At 70.3% G+C, this 17,697-nt stretch carries 17 protein-coding genes; all 17 read right to left on the bottom strand.

The genetic code is table 11. From position 1 onward, the window contains the following. Nucleotides 1-3 precede the first annotated feature (3 nt). On the bottom strand, nucleotides 4-1,416 hold the full coding sequence (locus FXO19_RS10215; protein WP_255516375.1) for an MFS transporter: 1,413 nt from the start codon (nucleotides 1,414-1,416) through the stop codon (nucleotides 4-6). Nucleotides 1,417-1,661: 245 nt separating this feature from the next. Then, nucleotides 1,662-2,024, bottom strand: coding sequence for a hypothetical protein (locus tag FXO19_RS10210; RefSeq protein ID WP_149194989.1), 363 nt, complete (start codon nucleotides 2,022-2,024; stop codon nucleotides 1,662-1,664). A 220-nt stretch (nucleotides 2,025-2,244) separates the two neighbouring features. Then, on the bottom strand, nucleotides 2,245-2,982 hold the full coding sequence (locus tag FXO19_RS10205; protein ID WP_149194988.1) for a hypothetical protein: 738 nt from the start codon (nucleotides 2,980-2,982) through the stop codon (nucleotides 2,245-2,247). Between the two features lie 10 nt (nucleotides 2,983-2,992). Then, nucleotides 2,993-4,285, bottom strand: coding sequence for an adenylosuccinate synthase (locus tag FXO19_RS10200; protein ID WP_149194987.1), 1,293 nt, complete (start codon nucleotides 4,283-4,285; stop codon nucleotides 2,993-2,995). A 252-nt stretch (nucleotides 4,286-4,537) separates the two neighbouring features. Beyond that, nucleotides 4,538-4,726 (bottom strand): DUF2065 domain-containing protein, encoded by a 189-nt coding sequence (locus tag FXO19_RS10195; protein ID WP_149194986.1) that lies wholly within the window; start codon nucleotides 4,724-4,726, stop codon nucleotides 4,538-4,540. Then, entirely contained in the window at nucleotides 4,723-5,589 is an 867-nt protein-coding gene (gene hflC, locus FXO19_RS10190; RefSeq protein ID WP_149194985.1) for a protease modulator HflC, read from the bottom strand. The genes FXO19_RS10195 and hflC overlap by 4 nt, the downstream gene beginning before the upstream one ends. Next, a complete protein-coding gene (gene hflK, locus FXO19_RS10185; protein WP_149194984.1) occupies nucleotides 5,586-6,725 on the bottom strand; it encodes an FtsH protease activity modulator HflK in 1,140 nt (379 codons plus the stop codon). Before hflK ends, hflC begins: the two co-directional genes overlap by 4 nt. Before the next feature lie 335 nt (nucleotides 6,726-7,060). Continuing rightward, nucleotides 7,061-8,443 (bottom strand): ribosome rescue GTPase HflX, encoded by a 1,383-nt coding sequence (gene hflX, locus FXO19_RS10180; RefSeq protein ID WP_149194983.1) that lies wholly within the window; start codon nucleotides 8,441-8,443, stop codon nucleotides 7,061-7,063. Nucleotides 8,444-8,559: 116 nt separating this feature from the next. Then, nucleotides 8,560-8,850, bottom strand: a complete 291-nt coding sequence (hfq, locus tag FXO19_RS10175; protein ID WP_149194982.1) for an RNA chaperone Hfq — start codon at nucleotides 8,848-8,850, stop codon at nucleotides 8,560-8,562. A 174-nt stretch (nucleotides 8,851-9,024) separates the two neighbouring features. Beyond that, nucleotides 9,025-9,984, bottom strand: coding sequence for a tRNA (adenosine(37)-N6)-dimethylallyltransferase MiaA (miaA, locus tag FXO19_RS10170; RefSeq protein ID WP_149194981.1), 960 nt, complete (start codon nucleotides 9,982-9,984; stop codon nucleotides 9,025-9,027). A gap of 218 nt (nucleotides 9,985-10,202) precedes the next feature. Further along, nucleotides 10,203-11,837: an acyl-CoA dehydrogenase family protein gene (locus FXO19_RS10165; protein WP_149194980.1), complete on the bottom strand. Its 1,635-nt coding sequence runs from the start codon at nucleotides 11,835-11,837 to the stop codon at nucleotides 10,203-10,205. A 31-nt stretch (nucleotides 11,838-11,868) separates the two neighbouring features. Further along, complete coding sequence (locus tag FXO19_RS10160) at nucleotides 11,869-13,146, bottom strand: FAD-dependent oxidoreductase (RefSeq protein WP_149194979.1); 1,278 nt, start codon at nucleotides 13,144-13,146, stop codon at nucleotides 11,869-11,871. Between the two features lie 65 nt (nucleotides 13,147-13,211). Beyond that, nucleotides 13,212-13,418 carry a cold-shock protein gene (locus tag FXO19_RS10155; protein WP_149194978.1) on the bottom strand — a complete coding sequence of 69 codons (207 nt, stop codon included), beginning with the start codon at nucleotides 13,416-13,418 and terminating at the stop codon, nucleotides 13,212-13,214. A 99-nt stretch (nucleotides 13,419-13,517) separates the two neighbouring features. After that, nucleotides 13,518-14,279, bottom strand: a complete 762-nt coding sequence (locus FXO19_RS10150; protein WP_149194977.1) for an S-methyl-5'-thioinosine phosphorylase — start codon at nucleotides 14,277-14,279, stop codon at nucleotides 13,518-13,520. A 165-nt stretch (nucleotides 14,280-14,444) separates the two neighbouring features. Further along, nucleotides 14,445-15,002: a hypoxanthine-guanine phosphoribosyltransferase gene (locus tag FXO19_RS10145; RefSeq protein WP_149194976.1), complete on the bottom strand. Its 558-nt coding sequence runs from the start codon at nucleotides 15,000-15,002 to the stop codon at nucleotides 14,445-14,447. Beyond that, the gene (gene nagZ, locus FXO19_RS10140) at nucleotides 14,999-16,006 is read right to left on the bottom strand and encodes a beta-N-acetylhexosaminidase (protein WP_149194975.1); all 1,008 of its coding nucleotides are present in this window, start codon (nucleotides 16,004-16,006) and stop codon (nucleotides 14,999-15,001) included. Before nagZ ends, FXO19_RS10145 begins: the two co-directional genes overlap by 4 nt. A 280-nt stretch (nucleotides 16,007-16,286) precedes the next feature. Continuing rightward, on the bottom strand, nucleotides 16,287-17,600 hold the full coding sequence (rlmD, locus tag FXO19_RS10135) for a 23S rRNA (uracil(1939)-C(5))-methyltransferase RlmD (protein ID WP_149194974.1): 1,314 nt from the start codon (nucleotides 17,598-17,600) through the stop codon (nucleotides 16,287-16,289). Between the last annotated feature and the right edge of the window lie 97 nt (nucleotides 17,601-17,697).

Genomic DNA, 17,697 nt, shown 5'->3' with positions numbered 1-17,697 from the left:
CGCTCAGGTCCCTGGCCGCCCAACCGGCTTTGGTTCGGTCATCTCCTCGCCCTGCCGTGCGCGGCCGGACATCTCCGCGCCGGCCTCGGGCGCCAGGCGCAGCATCGCCAGCACCGAACTGGCCGAGATCAGCCCGACCGTCAGGAACGCGAAGCCGAAGTTGGTCACCGTGCCCATGGGATCACCCGTGGCCGCGCTCGCCATGCTCAGCGCATAGCCGCCGATGGTGATGCCCAGGGCCAGCGACGCCTGCTGCGCCATCGCCGCCAGGCTGCTGGCCTGGCTCATGCGCTCGGGTTCGATGTCGGCGTAGACGATCGCGTTGAGACTGGTGAACTGCAGCGAACGGAAGCAGCCGCTGACCAGCAGCACGCCGATCATCAGCGGATACGGGGTGTCCGCGCGGAACAGGCCAAAGCCGCACAGCAGCGCCGAGGCGATCAGTGCGTTGATCACCAGGACGCGGCGGAAGCCGAAGCGCCGCAGGATCGCCGGCGCCACCGTCTTCATGAACATCGCGCCGGCCGCCGAGGTGAACGTGATCAAGCCCGATTCCAGCGGGTTGAGCCCGAACCCCAGCTGCAGCATCAACGGCAGCAGGAATGGTGTGGCGCCGATGCCGATGCGGAACAGCGAGCCGCCGATCACGCCGTTGCGGAAGGTCGACAGCCGGAACAGGTCCAGCCGCAGCAGCGGATGCGGGTGCCGTCGCGCGTGCAGCGCGTACAGCGCCAGCGCGACCAGCCCCAGCAGTGCGCAGCCCAGCGCCAGCGGCGTGCTCACCAGTTGCCGGCCCACCGAGGCGAAGCCGAAGATCGTCAGCGCCAGTCCCAGGCTCGACAGCGCGAACCCGCGCCAGTCCAGCGGCCCGACCGCCGAGCGCAGCAGCGGGATGTGCCGCCACGCCAGCCAGATGCCGAGCAGCCCCATCGGGATGTTGATCAGGAAGATGAAACGCCAGTGGCTGTACGTGGTGATGAAGCCGCCCAGCACCGGCCCCAGCATCGGCCCCAGCAGCGCCGGAATGGTCAACCAGCTCAGCGCGCGCACCAGCTCGGCCTTGGGCACGCTGCGCAGCAAGACCAGGCGCCCCACCGGCACCATCATCGCCCCACCCATGCCCTGCACGAACCGCGCCGCCACCAGCTCGGCCAGCGAACCCGACGCCGCACAGGCGAGCGAGCCGAGCAGAAACACCCCGATCGCCGCCATGAAGGTTGGCCGCGCACCGAAGCGGTCCGCCACCCAACCGCTGACCGGGATGAAGACCGCCAGCGCCAGCATGTAGGTGGTCAACGCCAACTTCAGTGCCACCGGCGCCACGCCCAGGTCCGCCGCGATCTGCGGCAACGAGGTCGAGATCGCCGTGGCATCCATGTTCTCGATGAACAATGCGGTCGCGACGATCAGCGGCAACAGGCGTTCGGGTCTCAAAGCGAGCGGGCATTACGATCAGGCGGGCCGTCCATTGTCGCCTGTCCGGCAATGCACCGATGTGATGCTCGACCCGGCGCACCTCGCACCGACGTGCAGTGCGAATGCTTTCCACGTCATTGCGCGCACGGATCGGTGCTTGCTCTCCCGCAAGCGCCGCAAACGTCGCTGCGCAAGGCCTGCGCACGCCTGCTCGTATCGCGAGCCGGGCTCATTGCGAGCCGGGCTCAGCCGCCTATCAGCCCGCCGCCCATCGCGCCGGGCAGATCGGTCGGCGCCTTCTTCTTGATGTCGGCTTCGTCGGCCTGCGCGTCCGGAGCTTCGTCGCGTCGCGCGCCAGGCTTGTCGTCGCCGCGTCGGTCTTGTGGCTGCCGCGGCGCGATCTCGTCGGCGCTGCTGTCACCAGGATCGCCCTCGATGGCGCCTTCGTAGTCGCGGATTTCCTCGTCGGGATCGTCCGGATTGGGCCGGCGGGCACCGGGTGGGGGCGACATGGGCGGCTCGAGGATGTCCTTGCCGCCGCGTTCACGATCGGCCGCCGGGGCTTCCTGCTCGGTCTCGCTCGGGCTTTCGCGCGGATCTGCGTTCATTGGGCACCTCGTCGTGGGGGACGGCAACGAGGCTAGCGGCAGCCGGGTGAGCGCGGCGCGTGCATCACGTGTGCGGCACCTTCACAACCGTGCGGCAATGGCGGTCTTCTGCGTGACGATTGCGCTGCGCCCCCTGGCTTGATGCGCATGAAATGCTGCAGGTCGCGCACAGCGAACACCGCCGCCTGGCAGGCTGCGGGCCTGGCTGCCGGAGAGGCGCTCAATCGATCCCGACCGGCGGCCGGTATTCCAGTCCGTCGCCCACCTCGCCGATGCAGACGGCCGGGTTGGGGCTTAGGCGCGACCCGCGCCGCGGCCGGCCGGTGTCCTCCTCCATGGATCCGGTCCGGGTCCAGGCGCGGCCGGTGAGGTAGTTCACGCTGGTCTCCCGGCTCTCCAGCGAGGCGCGGTGCACCTCCAGGTCGTCGTAGCCGATCAGGCGGAAGCATCCGTCCTGGTGGCGGAAGGTGAACACCACGTTGCGGGTGAACCAGGTGCCGGCGCTGGCCCAGCTGTGCAGGCGCACCGAGACCGACCGGTTGCCATGGATGCTGATCGCGGCGGCCGGATCGTCTTCGAGGTAGTCGTCGAAGACCGGCATGTCGGGCCGCGGGATCAGGGCGTGGTCGACCATCACGCGCCGGTAGCCATCGTCCGCGGCGAATACGGCCACCAGCATGCGCGGGTTGCTGTCGAACAGGTCGGGGCCGAATCCTTCGTTCGGCAGGATGTTGCCCGGACGCGCCATGCGCAGCACCAGCAGCGCGTCGTCGCGGTCGTCGGCATCGAGGCGGCCGCGGGCGGCGTGTTCGAGGCGCCAGCCCGCAGGCACGAACTCCACCAGGCGCTCCGCGCGCTCGGCAACCGGCGGGTAAACCACGGGCGGCAGGTCGGGGAGCTGTCCCCTGGCGGCCGGCGCGGCCGCCAGGGCGAGGATCAGGACGATCCGTGTCCACATACGCGTTGCCTCAGGCGAATGGATCCTGCAGCACGATATTGGCGTCGCGGTCCGGACCGGTGCTCACCATCGCCAGCGGGCTGCCCGACAGTTCCTCCAGCGCGCGCAGGTAGGCGCGCGCGGCCGGCGGCAGCTTGTCCCACTCGGTGATGCCGTGGGTGGACTCGCTCCAGCCCGGGAACTCCAAGTACACCGGCTCGCACTCGTCCCAGCCGGCGGCGTCGAGCGGCGCGTACTCGGTCTCCTTGCCGCGGTAGCGGTAGGCGATGCAGACCTTCAGGCTCGGCAGGCCGTCGAGTACGTCGAGCTTGGTGATGCACAGCCCGCTGATGCCGTTGATCGCCACCGCGCGCTTGAGCGCGACCAGGTCGATCCAGCCGCAACGGCGCGGACGACCGGTGGTGGCGCCGAACTCCTGGCCGCGTTCGGCGATCGTCTTGCCGACGTCGTCGTGCAATTCGGTGGGGAACGGACCGCCGCCGACGCGCGTAGCATAGGCCTTGGCGATGCCGAGCACGTAGTCGATGGCGTCGGCGCCCACGCCGCTACCGGCCAGCGCGCCGCCGATGGTGGTGTTACTGGAGGTGACATAGGGATAGGTGCCGTGGTCGATGTCGAGCAGCGAACCCTGCGCGCCCTCGAACAGCACGCGCTGGCCCTGCTTGCGCAGGTCGTGCAGCAGGCCGGCCACGTCGGACTTCATCGGCTGCACGTACTCACCGAATTCGAGCGCCTCGTCCAGGGTCTGCTGGTAGTCCACCGCCTCCACGCCCAGGAACTTCGTGAGCACGAAGTTGTGGTAGTCCATGGTGCTGCGCAGCTTCTCGGCGAGCTGCTCGGGGTAATGCAGGTCGGCCACGCGGATGCCGCGGCGCGCGGCCTTGTCCTCGTAGGCCGGGCCGATGCCGCGGCCGGTGGTGCCGATGGCGGCGCCGCCGGCAGCCTTCTCGCGGGCCTGATCCAGGGCGATGTGGTACGGCATGATCAGCGGCGTAGCCGGACTGATCTTCAGCCGCGAGCGCACGTCGATGCCTTCGGCCTCGAGCTCGTCGATCTCCTTGCGCAGCGCCGCGGGACTGAGCACCACGCCATTGCCGATCAGGCACAGGGCGTCCTTGCGCAGGATGCCGGACGGGATCAGGTGTAGCACGGTCTTCTTGCCGCCGATGACCAGGGTATGGCCGGCGTTGTGGCCGCCCTGGAAGCGCACCACGGCACCGATCCGCTCGGTGAGCAAGTCGACGATCTTGCCCTTGCCTTCATCGCCCCACTGGGCACCGAGAACGACGACTGACTGACCCATGGAGGACTCCTGGCTGGCGGTAGGAGCGGACCGGTCGCGCCTGTGCGGGCGCGGAAGGGTCGCGGGTATCGCGGCCATGGGCCGCTCCTACGGGGGTGGATCACGGTGGGTTGGACACGGAAAAAGCCGGCGGGCAAAGGGCCCGTCCGGCTTTTGTGCATTATCCGGGATTGCTGAGGGAATGCCACCCTTGCGCTGGATGCCGAAGAGCGGCAGCGGCTGGCGCGACCGGACCACCGGCCCGGGGGCGGCTCAGCTGCTGCGGATCAGGTACAACCCCACCACGCCGGCGGCCAGGACGATGCCGCCGATGGTGCGCAGCTGGCGGTCGGGCATGGCCAGCATCTGTTCGGCCGCGCGCTTCCAGCCGCGTGGGGCGGCGAACAGCATCAGGCCCTCCAGCACTGCCACCAGGCAGAGGGCCGCCCACAGGTCGCTCATCGATCGCTGCGCATGTACTGCAGGAACGGATCGTCGCGCTCGAGCACGATGACCGCGTTGCCGTCGTCGAACGATTCCCGGTACGCCTCCAGACTGCGCTGGAAGGCGAAGAAGCCAGGATCGCGGCCGGCGGCCTCGCCGTAGAGGCGCGTGGCCTCGGCATCGCCCTCGCCTCGCAGCGTCTGCGCATCGCGCTCGGCCTCGGCCAGGATCACGGCCTGGTCGCGGTCGGCGGTGGCGCGGATCTGCCGGGCCTGCTCCTCGCCCTCGGCGCGCAGGCGCGCGGCGACCTGGTTGCGCTCGGCGCGCATGCGGTTGTAGACCTGCCCGATCACCTCGCTGTCGGTCGGCAGATCGATCTGCTTGAGGCGGATGTCGATGATCCGCATGCCGAGGTTCTTGGCGCCTTCGTTGATCGACTGCAACTGCCGGGCGATCACCTCGCTGCGGTCGCCGGACACCAGCTGGGTCAGGGTGCGGGCGTTGATCTCGTTGCGCAGCGAGTCCTTGATGATCGGTGCCAGGCGGTCGCTGGCGTTCTCCTCGTCGCCGGCGGTGGCGCGGTAGAAGTCGCCGACGTCCTCGATGAACACGATCGCCACGAAGTCGACGCTGACATCCTTGCGCTCCGAGGTCAGGTAGCGCTCCGGCGAGAAGTCGAGGGCGTTGAAACGGCGATCGAACACGCGCGCGGTCTCGATCATCGGCCATTTGAAGTGCAGGCCGGGGCCGATATCGGTGCGCGACACGCGCCCCAGGTGCAACACCAGGCCGACCTGGCCTTCGCGCACCACGTACACCGAACCCAACAGGCCCAGCAGCAGGACGACGATCAGGACCGGAATCAGGGTGGTGATTCTCATCGCGTACCTCCTTCGCCGCGGATGGGCCGCGGAGTGCGCTGGCCCTGGCCCGCCTCATCCCGGCTGGCGCCGACCGTCGGCGAGAGCAACTCGGCTGGCAGCACCGGGGGATTGTTGTTGTTGGCATCGCCGCTGCCGCTGCGGCCCTGCCCGGTCATCGGCACGTAGATCAGCTGGCGACCGTCGCCGCCGACCACCTTGCGGTTGTCGGACAGCACCTGCTGCACCGTCTCCAGCCACAGGCGCTTGCGGGTGACGTCGGGCGCACTGCGGTACGCGTCGAGCAGCAGCGAGAAACGGGCGGCGTCACCGGTGGCGCGGGCGATGGCGGCGGTCTTGTAGCCTTCGGCCACGGTCCGGGTACGGGAGGCCTCGCCGCGCGCCTCGGGCACGATCTTGGCCGCGTAGGCGCGAGCCTCATTGACCAGGCTTTCCTGCACCTGCTGCGCGCTGTTGACCGCATCGAAGGCAGGCTTCACCTCTTCCGGCGGGCGCGCGTCCTGCAGGTTGAGTTCGGTGACGATCAGGCCCGTGCGGTAGATGTCGAGCGAATCCTGCAGCTGCTTGGCGGCCAGCGCCGACAGCGGGCCACGTGCGCCGAGCACGGTGTCCAGGTCGGAGCGGCCGACCTGCTCGCGCACCACGCCCTGGGCGACCTGCTCGAGCACGCGGGCGGCATCGCGGGTACCGAACAGGAACAGTTCGGGATCACCGACCCGGTACTGCACGTTGAGCGAGACCACCACGATGTTCTCGTCGCGGGTCAGCACCGGCACGGTGTTGCTGAATGTACGGATGCTGGTGGCGTTGACCTTGACCACGCGCTCGATCGGCCACGGCGCCTTGAAGTGCGGACCCGGCTGCATCACCCGCACCGCCAGACCGAAGCGCAGCACCACGCCACGCTGCTGCTCGCCGATCAGGGTGAAAGAACTGAAGGCCAGCCAGATGACCAGCGCGAGGCCGATCCAGCGCAGCGGTCCGCCGCCACCACCGCCGAACAGGCCGCGCAATGAATTCAGCAGACCGTCGAAGGCACCGCCTCCCCCGCGGCCACCGCCGCCGGGCTTCCAGGGGTTGCGGTCGCTACCACGCGAACCGCCATTGTTTTTCTTGCCGGGAATGTTCCAGGCCATGCCTGCTCCAATCTGGGAATCGCGCCGCGCGACCGCCGGGGACGGCACGGGAGGCACATTCTACTGATGTGTGGCCTGCAGTGCCCGAGGGCAAGGTGCAGCCCGCGTGCAGTCCCGGCGAATCGGCCGCAACGGCCCTGACGAATCGCTGCCGTTGCCGCAGGCGCGCGCCATGCGCGCGATGCCGCGGGCGCCGGCCGGATCCGGTGGATGCCGCGATTCCGGACCGACAGGCGCGCCGGTCACCGAAGTTCGCCGGCGGCGAAATGCCCGCGGCATCGCGCGCATGGCGCGCTCCTACGGAAGACGGGCCGAGGCGGCGGCTAGAGGGCCCATCAACCCGCACCGTCCAGCAGCGGCCGCAGGGGGGCGCCGTCGGCCTGCGCCGCGAGGCGGGCGGCATCGGTGTGCGGCAGGTCGATGCGCAGATGCCAGCCGTCTTCGTCGTGGCGTTCGCCGCGTACCGCGTCGAGTTCGTGCAGGCGCGCGCGCAGGCGCCCCGCGCTGGCGGGCAGTGCCAGGTCGGCGACGATCCGGCGCAGGCCCAGGTGTGCGGTCAATGCATTGCGCAGCAGGTCGAGTCCGCGGTCCTCGCGGGCCGAGATCCAGACCCGCTCGCGCCCGGGCTCGTCCGCCGCGGCGCCGTGCGGGCGGTCGTGGCGGGGCGCCATCGGCACGCGGGTCCCGGCACCGTCTCCGTCGGCATGCGCATCCGTCGCGGCGCCGGTGTCGATCGCCGCGCCCGCCAGCGGCAGCCGGTCGATCTTGTTGAACACCAGCAGCTGCGGAATGTCACCGGCGCCGATCTCGGCCAGCACCATGTCGACCTGGCGGATGCGCTCGCCGCGCAGCGGATCGGCGGCATCGACCACGTGCAGCAGCAGGTCGGCCTCGCGCGCCTCCGACAGGGTGGAACGGAATGCGGCGACCAGTTCGTGCGGCAGGTCGCGGACGAAGCCGACGGTGTCGGCGAGCACCGCGTTGCCGCCTGGCAGCGCGATCTTGCGCACGGTCGGATCCAGGGTGGCGAACAGCTGGTCGGCGGCGTAGGCGCCGGCGCCGGTGAGCGTGTTGAACAGGGTGGACTTGCCGGCATTGGTGTAGCCGACCAGGGCCACACGCGGCATTTCGCTGCGCACACGCGCACGACGCATCTGGGTGCGCTGCACTTCCACCTTGTCCAGCCGCCGCTGCAACTGCTCGACGCGCTTCTGCAGCAGCCGGCGGTCGGTCTCGAGCTGGGTCTCGCCGGGACCGCGCAGGCCGATCGAACCGCCGCGCTGGCGCTCCAGGTGGGTCCAGCCGCGGACCAGCCGCGTGGACATGTGCCGCAACTGCGCGAGCTCGACCTGCAGCTTGCCTTCGTGGCTGCGCGCACGCTGGGCGAAGATGTCGAGGATCAGGCCGGTGCGGTCGACCACGCGCCGCTCCAACGCCTTCTCCAGGTTGCGTTCCTGACCGGGCGTGAGCGGGTGGTTGATCAGGATCAGGTCGGCGCCGCTGGCGTCGGCCGCGGCCTTCACCTCCTCCAGCTTGCCGCTGCCGATCAGGGTGGCCGGATTGGGCTTGTCGATGCGCGCGTTCAGCTGTACCGCCACGGCGGCGCCGGCGGAACGGGCGAGATCGGCGAATTCCTCCAGCGCATCCTCGTCGGGCGGGCCGCCGGCGTGGGGCTGGATCAGGAGGGCATGCTCGCCCTTGCGGCTGCGTTCAAACACGCGTCGGCGCCTCCATGGGCACGGTCAGGCTTCCCGATATGGGGCTCCGGCCGGACATTGTCAATGCACCGTGCGACGACAGCCGCGCCGCATCACTGCCCACTGCGGCGCGCGGCCTACTCGTTGTCGTCGGGTTCGTCCCCGGACGCCGGTTCGCCGTCGGACGGCGACGCCTGCACATGGCCGCCGCCCGGGCCGACGCGCACGTTGCGTGCCGGCACCACGGTGGAAATGGCGTGCTTGTAGACCATCTGGCTGACGGTATTGCGCAGCAACACGACGAACTGGTCGAACGACTCGATCGTGCCCTGCAGCTTGATGCCGTTGACCAGGTAGATCGAAACCGGCACACGCTCGCGCCGCAACGCATTCAGGAAAGGATCCTGCAAGGACTGTCCCTTGGACATGGTGTTTCCCCAGCTTGGTTATTGTTGTGGGCGGCCATGGGCCGCATCGCCCGACCCGTTCCCCCGTGGCGGCGACACGCCGATGTTACACAAATCGGAGCTGATCGCTGCGCGCGGTTGGGCGGAAATCGTGCCGGCGTCGTGTTTTTTCGGGTACCGGCACCGGCGATCCGCTCAGGGCGACGCCAGGAATGCGTCCAGCGTCCGTCGCAGGCCTTCGCCGTCGCGCGCCGGATCGAACCAGCGCAGGTCGCGCTCGCCGCGCAACCAGGTGTATTGGCGCTTGGCAAGCTGGCGCGTCGCGAAGATCGCGCGGTCGCGGAACCCGGCGGCGGTCCCGGCGCCATCGAGGTATTCCCATGCCTGCCGGTAGCCGACCGCGCGGATCGCCGGCAGCTCGAGCGGCCGCGGATGCGTCCGCAGCTGCGGCAGCGCGCGCAGGGCACGCACTTCGTCGAGGAAACCGGCCGCGAGCATGGCGTCGAAACGACGTTCGATCCGCGCGTGCAGTTCGGCGCGATCGTCCGGCGCGATCGCCAGCTTCAGCACCCGGCACGGCAGAGGCGGCGCCACGGCGGCGCTGCGCTGCCAGTCGCTGATCGGGCGGCCACTGCGCCGGTATACCTCCAGCGCCCGCTGGATGCGCTGCGGGTCGGTCGGCCCGATGCGCGCCGCCGCCTCGGGATCGACCGCGGCCAGCGCCGCGTGCAGGGCCGGCCAACCGCGCGCCTGCGCCTCGGCCGCGATCGCGGCGCGCGTGTCGGGGTCGGCCGGCGGCATCGGCGACAGCCCCTGCAGCAGCGCGCGGAAATACAGGCCGGTACCGCCGGCGAGGATCGGCAACCGGCCGCGCGCGACGATCGCGGCGATCGCCGCGCGTGCGTCTTCGGCGAACTCCGCGGCCGAGTACGTCTGCCACGGATCGCGCAGGTCGAGCAGATGGTGCGACACCCGCGCGCGTTCGCCGGCGTCCGGTTTGGCCGCGCCGATCTCCAGGCCGTGGTACACCAGCGCGGAGTCGACGCTGACGATCTCGCCGCCGCCGCGTTCCGCCCATTCCAGCGCCAGCGCGCTCTTGCCGGAAGCGGTCGGGCCCATGAGGGCGATGGCGGGAGGACGGGTGTCGGCGGGCATCTTGTCGGCGGTTCGGAGACGGAATGCCCGAACAGCATCGCATTCTGCCGCACCCTGCCCTCCACCGTCGTAGGAGCGCGCCATGCGCCCGATACCGCGGGCATTTCGCCGCCCGCGGATTCCGGTGACCGGCGCGCCCGGCGGTCCGGAATCTCGGCATCCACCGGATCCGGCCGGCACCCGCGGCAACGCGCGCATGGCGCGCTCCTACGAGTGGGTCAGAATGCGCGGTCGATCAGTGCGCCGAAGTCGATGTCCGCCGGCAGGGTGCCGAACGCCAGCCCGTGCCCGCCGCCCAGGCGGCTGCGGCAGAAAGCTTCCGCGGCCGGGCTGCCGGCGTGCAGCAACACCGCCGCCTGCAGCGCCAGCGCCAGGCGCTCGACCAGCAGGCGGGCGTCGGATTCAGAGGTGTTCGCCGGATCGGCGAGGGTCTCGCGCAGGCCATCGGCACTGGCGTCGAACGCCGAATCGCGGCCGCGCGCGGCATCGAGTTCGGCCAGCACCGCCACAGCGCTCGCCGGCTCGCGCGCCAGCGCGCGCAGCACGTCCAGGCACTGGATGTTGCCGCTGCCCTCCCAGATCGAGTTCAGCGGCGCCTGCCGGTACAGCCGCGGCAGGATCGATTCCTCGACGTAGCCGTTGCCACCCAGGCACTCCTGGGCCTCGTTGACGAATGCCGGCGCGCGCTTGCAGATCCAGTACTTGCCGATCGCGGTGGCGATGCGGGCGAAGGCGGCCTCGCCGGTATCGCGCGGCGCGGCGTCCACCGCGCGCGCGACGCGCAGCGACAGCGCGAGCGCGGCCTCGGACTCGAGCGCCAGGTCCGCCAGCACATTGCGCATCAGCGGGTGTTCCACCAGGTGCTTGCCGAAGGTGGCGCGATGGCGCGCATGGTGGATCGCCTGCGCCAGCGCCATGCGCATTTCCGCGGCCGATCCGAGCATGCAGTCCAGCCGCGTCAGCATCACCATCTCGATGATGGTCGCCACGCCGCGGCCCTCGTCGCCGATGCGATATGCCCAGGCGTCGTCGAACTCGACTTCGCTCGAGGCATTGGACCAGTCGCCGAGCTTGTCCTTGAGCCGCATCAGCCGGAACGCATTGCGGGTGCCGTCCGGTCGCCAGCGCGGCAGCAGGAAACAGCTCAGCCCGCCGGGCGCCTGTGCCAGCACCAGGAAGCCATCGGACATCGGCGCGGAGAAGAACCACTTGTGCCCGAACAGCGCGTACTCGCCGTCGGCCATCAGCGGCGTGGCGCGGGTGAGATTGGCGCGCACGTCGCTGCCGCCCTGTTTTTCGGTCATGCCCATGCCGACGGTGACACCGCACTTGCCGGCGATCGGCGCGTCCTCGGGATCGTAGGCGCCGGCGATCGCCTTCTGCGCCCACTCGGCGAGCGCCGGCGCACGCCGCAGCACCGGCACCGCGGCGTGGGTCATGGTCAGCGGGCAATTGGTACCGGCTTCGACCTGGTGGTGCAGATAGATCAATGCGGCACGCGCGACGTGCGCGCCCGGGCGCGGATCGGACCACGACAGCCCGGCGACGCCGCTTTCGATCGCGGCGCGCATGACCGCGTGGTAGTTCGGGTGGAACTCGACCCGGTCGATGCGCTGGCCGAAGCGGTCGTGGGTGCGCAGGCGCGGCCGGTCGCGATTGGCGTCGAAGCCGAGCGCATGGATCTCGTCGCCGGCGCGGCGGCCGTAGTCGGCCAGATGCGCGCAGAACGCCTCGCCGCCTTCGCGCGCCACCGACTCGCGCAGCACCCGGTCGCTGTCCCACAGGTCACGGGGCGCGAACTCGGGGGGCTGGTTGAGGGCCGCATCGGCCGCGTGCGATGAACTGGCTGCCATGATCGGAACTCCGGTGGGGCTGCCGTCGATTCTAGGGGGCCGGTGTCGAAGGCGTGATCACGGCGCGTGGCGCATCCGCCGCCGGCCCCTGCGTGGCCAGTTGCAGCAACCGCTGCCGGAACGGCGCCGACAGCGGCAGCCGGCCGAACCAGCCACGGCGCGTGCCGGTCAGCACGCGCAGGGTCTGCGCGCGCAGGCCCGGAATCCGGGTCAGCGGGTGGAAGCCGATATCGCGCATCCCGGCGACACGATCGTGATGCGACTGGAACAGCGGTGTCAGCCAGCGGCTCCAGAAATGGTAGATGTCGACATGCGCGCGTCGGCGCTGCTCGAACAACGGCAACGCGGAGGCGACATCGCGGCATTCGCGCAGTACATCGCGCAGGGCGCGCGCATCGAGCAGCGCCATGTTCACGCCCTGCCCCAGCTGCGGACTCATCGCGTGCGCGGCGTCGCCGATCAGCACCGTGCGGCCGCAAAACCAGCGGCGGTGAACGGTGTCGCGGTAGCGCGCCTGCGCCAGTCCGGCAGGCAGCGTGGTCACCCGCACGGCGTCGGCGGCCTCCGGCCACACCTCCGCGACCTCGCGCCGCCAGGCCGCCTCGCCCTGCCATTCGCCATCCTCGAACGCCGCCGCCGGCGTGCTCCAGAAGAAGCTCAGCCGCCGCACCGGATCGCCGGGTCGACTGCCCACCGGCAGCATGCCCGCCATGCGCCGGGCACGCACGTAGCGCTGGCGCAGTTCGTCCGGCCAGCGCCAGTCCTGCCCGGGCACCAGGCACCACTGCGCCCCCCACGGATAGGCGCGATCCATGCGCGCGGCCCGCACCTGACCGCGCAGCCCGGAAGCGGCACCGTCGGCGACGACCAGCAGGTCGAACGGGCCATGCCGGCGCCCGCCGGCATCGGTCACCTGCGCGCGCTCCGGATCGAGCGCGGTGATCGCGCAACCGGCGTGCAGCACGCGTCCTTCCTGCCAGGCCGCGTCCAGCAGCGAGAACAGCGCCGCGCGCTGCATGCCGAGCCCGAACAACGCCGGATCCAGTTCGCCGTAGCGCATGTCCATGACCGGCCGGCCGCGGGCGGTTTCGCCATAGAGCCGGGAGATGCGCGCACCATGCGACAGCGCCGGATCCAGCAGCCCGAGCTCCCACAGGACCTCCAGTCCGACTGGCTGCAGCAGGAATCCCGCGCCGACCGGACCGGGCTCCGGCACGCGCTCGAACACCTCGACGCGGTGTCCGTCGCGGCTCAGCAGCAGCGCCGCGGCCTGTCCGGCACTGCCGTAACCGACGATGCCGATGTGCATGCACGACCCTCAAGAAAAAGCCCCGCGCAATGCGCGGGGCCGGCGGAAATCTGCGAGCTCTCCGGTCAGGCGACCGGCGTGACGCCCGTGGCCTGCGCGCCCTTCGGCCCCTGGGTGACCTCGTAGCTGACGCGCTGACCTTCCTGCAGGCTCTTGAAGCCCTGCGAATCGATCGCGGAGTAATGGACGAAGACGTCGGAGCCACCGTCCTCGGGAGCGATGAAGCCGAAACCCTTGGCGTCGTTGAACCACTTCACTGTGCCGTATTGCATAAACCTTCCACCTTGTCTGGATGCCGGTGCGCACGCCGCCACGAGTCCCCGAAGCGGGCACGCAGCCCGAGTATGCAAAGCAACCGCGGCAACATGCAATCACCGCTGCGGTTGCAGCAGCATCCGCAGCAACGGCGGCAACGCCGACGACGCCGCCTCGACGTTGTCCAGTACCTCTCGAAATGTGATCTCTGTTGCATCTCCACATCCCGCTGCCCAGTTGGCGACGATGGCGATGCAGGCGTAGTCCAGGCCGAGTTCGCGCGCCAGTCCGGCTTCGGGCATGCCGGTCATGCCGACCAGATCGCAGCCATCGCGGCGCAATCGCGCGATCTCCGCGCGCGTCTCCAGGCGCGGGCCCTGGGTCGCGCCGTAGCAGCCGCCGTCGACCATCGCCACGTCCGCCGCGCGCGCAGCCGCCAGCACCTCGGCGCGCAGTGCCGGCGTATACGGATCGCCGAAATCCACGTGCAGCACCTCGCTGCCGGGCTCTTCGCACAGGGTCGAGATCCGGCCCCAGGTGTAGTCGATCAGCTGGTCCGGGCACGCCAGCACCCGCGGCCCGAAACGCTCGCCGATGCCGCCGACGGTATTGAGCGCCAGCACCCGCTGCGCGCCCAGCGCCTGCAGTGCGGCGAGGTTGGCGCGGTAGTTGATCCTGTGCGGCGGTACCGAGTGTTCCTCGCCGTGGCGCGCCAGGAAGGCGACCCGCCGACCGGCCAGCGTGCCGATCCGCACCGGCCCGGACAAGGCGCCGTAGCGCGTCGGTGGCTGGTGGGTCTCGACGTCTTCCAGCTCGGCGAGGCGGTAGAGGCCGGTGCCGCCGATGACGGCGAGCGCGATCTCGGGGGCTGCGTTCATCTCATCTGCTCCTGTCCGTTCGACCGTCACTTCACCTTGCCTGTCATCTCCGCGCAGGCGGAGATCCATGGACTTTTCTCTCGCGGTCTGACGGCCATGGATGATCAGTCCTTCGGACTGCCGTGAAGCATTTCCCACCTTCGCGGAAACGGCGGCGCGGATCCGCTACTTTGCCAGCGCGTAGATCGCCGGCAGGTTCCGGCCCTGCTCGTGGTAGTCCATGCCGTAGCCGAAGACATACCGGTCCGGCACCTCCACCCCGACGTAGTCGGCCTCGATGTCCTCCAGCCCACGGTCGTGCAACTTCACCGCGAGCACGGCCGTGCGCACTTCCTCGGCATTCTGGTCCTCGCACCAGCGGGTGACCGCATGCAGGGTGTGGCCTTCGTCGAGGATGTCGTCGACCAGCAGCACGCGGCGATCGCGCATCGGCGTGGCCGGGCGATGCAGCCAGGCCAGGCCCGAGCCGGTGGTCTGGCCGCGATAGCGGGTGGCGTGCAGGTAGTCGAACTCGAGATCGAGGCCGAGCTCGCCGAGCGCGAAGGCGAGCTGCGCGGCGAACGGCAGGCCGCCGTGCATGACGGTGACGAACAGCGGCGGCAGCTCGTCGTCGCGGTAGTCGACGTGGATCTCCGCGGCCATGCGCGCGATCGCGGCGTCCAGGGTCGCACGGTCGTGGATCAGTTCCGCGTCGCGCAGGGCGTCGGCCAGGCGCGGGGTCATGCCTGCCGCTCCCGGCGGCCGCCGAGATCGGCGCGCGCGTTGCCGTAGCGGCCATCGGCGAGCAGGCCATCCCAGCCGAGCGCGCCGCGCCCGATCAGGCCGGTCAGCGCCATGGTGTTGAGGCTGCGCCCTTCCACCGCGGCCAGCGACTCTTCCACCAGTTCCGGATGGCAGACCAGCACCACGTCGCAGCCGGCGTCCAGGTGGGCGTCGACGCGGGCCTTGATGCCGCCTGCCGAATGCGCGGCGGCCATGCCGATGTCGTCGGAGAACACCACGCCGCGGAAGCCCATCTCGTCGCGCAGGATGTCGTTGATCCAGCGCGGCGAATAACCGGCGGGCTCCGGCGCCACCTGCGGATAGGTCACGTGCGCCAGCATCACCGCATCGGCGCCGGCTTCGATGCCGGCGACGAAGGGCACCAAGTCCTCGCGACGCAGCACTTCCAGCGGACGCTGGTCGATCGCGGCGTCGAAGTGCGTGTCCTCGCGCACCGAGCCATGTCCGGGGAAATGCTTGAGCGTGGCCGCCATGCCGGCCGAGTGCATGCCCTCGACGTAGGCGCGGGTGAAATCGGCGACCACCTCCGGATCCGCGGCGAAGGCGCGATCGCCGATGGCCAGGTTGCCGCGCCCCAGGTCGACGACCGGCGCGAAGCTGAGGTCGACGCCGCTGGCGCGCACCTCGCTGGCCATCAGCCAGGCATGCTCGCGCGCGGCCGCCAGTGCGCCCCGTGGGTCCTGCGCATGGTGGCGGCCGAAGACGTCGAGCGGCGGCAGCGCGCTGTAGCCGTCGCGGAAGCGCTGCACGCGGCCGCCTTCCTGGTCGACGCAGATCAGCTGCGGCCGCGGCGCGGCCTCGCGGACCGCCGCGGACAGCTCCGCGACCTGTTCGCGGGATGCGAAGTTGCGGGTGAACAGGATCACGCCGGCGCAGGCATCGTGCTGCAGCCAGTCGCGTTCGCGGGCGCTGAGTTCGTGTCCGGCAACGCCGATGACGAGCATGGGGATTTCCTTCGCGGTCGGAGGGCGATTGTAATGGCGTGGCGCGGCGGCGCGTGAATGGTGCGCATTTCCGCCTTTGTGGGACCGACAGGCGTAGTGCCCCCAGCGAACAGGGCTCGATCCCGACGGCATCGGCGCCGATGCGCCGGTCACGACTCCCCGGCGGTGGCATGCCACCGCCACTCCCACAACAACTGTGCCGATGACAGTGATGGGCGCGGTCCGCGCCTTCCATGTGGGAGCGACGGGAGTCGCGACCCCACGAACAAGGCCGAGCCCGTCAGGGCTCGAACATCGCGATCGATTCGACGTGTGCGGTGTGCGGGAACATGTCCATCACCCCGGCACTGCGCAGCTTCCAGCCGCGTTCGTTGACCAGGTAGCCGGCATCGCGCGCCAGCGACGCGGGATGGCAGCTGACGTAGACGATGCGCTTCAGGCCCTTGAGCGGCAGCTGCCGCAGCACGGCATCGGCGCCGGAGCGCGGCGGATCCAGCAGCAGGCGGTCGAATCCCTGCCGCATCCACGGGTGCCCGGACAGGTCCTGGGCGAGATCGGCGGCGAAGAAGCGCGCGTTCTCCAGCCCGTTGTGCGCGGCGTTCTCGCGCGCACGCGCCACCAGCCCGGCCTCGCCCTCGACGCCCACCGCCTCGCCGGCCACGCGCGCCAGCGGCAGGGTGAAGTTGCCCAGGCCGCAGAACAGGTCCAGCACGCGCTCGCCAGGCTGCACGTCGAGCAGTTCCAATGCGCGCGCGATCATCTTCTCGTTGAGGCCGGCGTTGACCTGGATGAAGTCGAGCGGCCGGAACAGCAGCTCCACGTTCCAGGGCGCCAGCCGGAACGACAGCGGCGGCGCCTCCGGCCACAGCGCATGCACCGAATCCACGCCGCCCGGCTGCAGGAGGATCGCGAACCCGTGCGCCTGCGCGAATGCGACCAGCGCGCCGCGATCGGCCTCCGACAGCGGCGCGAGATGGCGGAACACCAGCGCGACGGTATCGTCGCCGGCGATGAACTCGATCTGCGGGATCCCGCGCCGCGCCTCGAGCCCGTCGACCAGCCGCGACAGCGCCTCGATGCGATCGCCGATCCGCGGAATCACGGTATGGCATTGCGACAGATCGGCGACGAAGCGCGGATCCTGCTCGCGGTAGCCCACCAGGGTCTTGCCCTTCTTCTCGACCCGGCGCACCGAGAACCGGCCCTTGCGGCGATAGCCCCAGGCGGCGTCGGTGAGCGGCGGCAGCACCGTCTCCGGAGTGACATGGCCGATGCGCTCGAAATTCTCCAGCAATACCCGCTGCTTGGCCGCAATCTGCCTGTCTTCGGCGAGGTGCTGCAGCACACAGCCACCGCAGGTGCCGAAGTGCGGGCAACGCGGCTCCACCCGGTCGGCGGAAGGCTGCAGGACTTCCAGCGTCACCGCCTCGTCGAAGCTGCGCGAACGTCGGGTCTGTTTCGCCATGACCCGCTCGCCCGGCAGCGCGCCGGACACGAACACGGTCTTGCCGCCGTCGCGACGAGCGACGCCGCGGCCGTCATGGCTGAGATCGAGGATCTCGAGTTCGAACGGGGTCTGGTCGATACGGGCCACGTGGCGTCAGGCTGCGGGCGGAAAGCCGGCCATTGTCGCAGATGTGGCAGCTCGACGTGCCCTCGTAGGAGCGCGCCATGCGCGCGATACCCGCGCG

This window comes from Luteimonas suaedae (assembly GCF_008312895.1).
GTDB lineage: Bacteria > Pseudomonadota > Gammaproteobacteria > Xanthomonadales > Xanthomonadaceae > Luteimonas > Luteimonas suaedae.
Note: the sequence above shows the minus strand (reverse complement) of the source record. Positions and strands in the feature narration are given on the sequence as shown.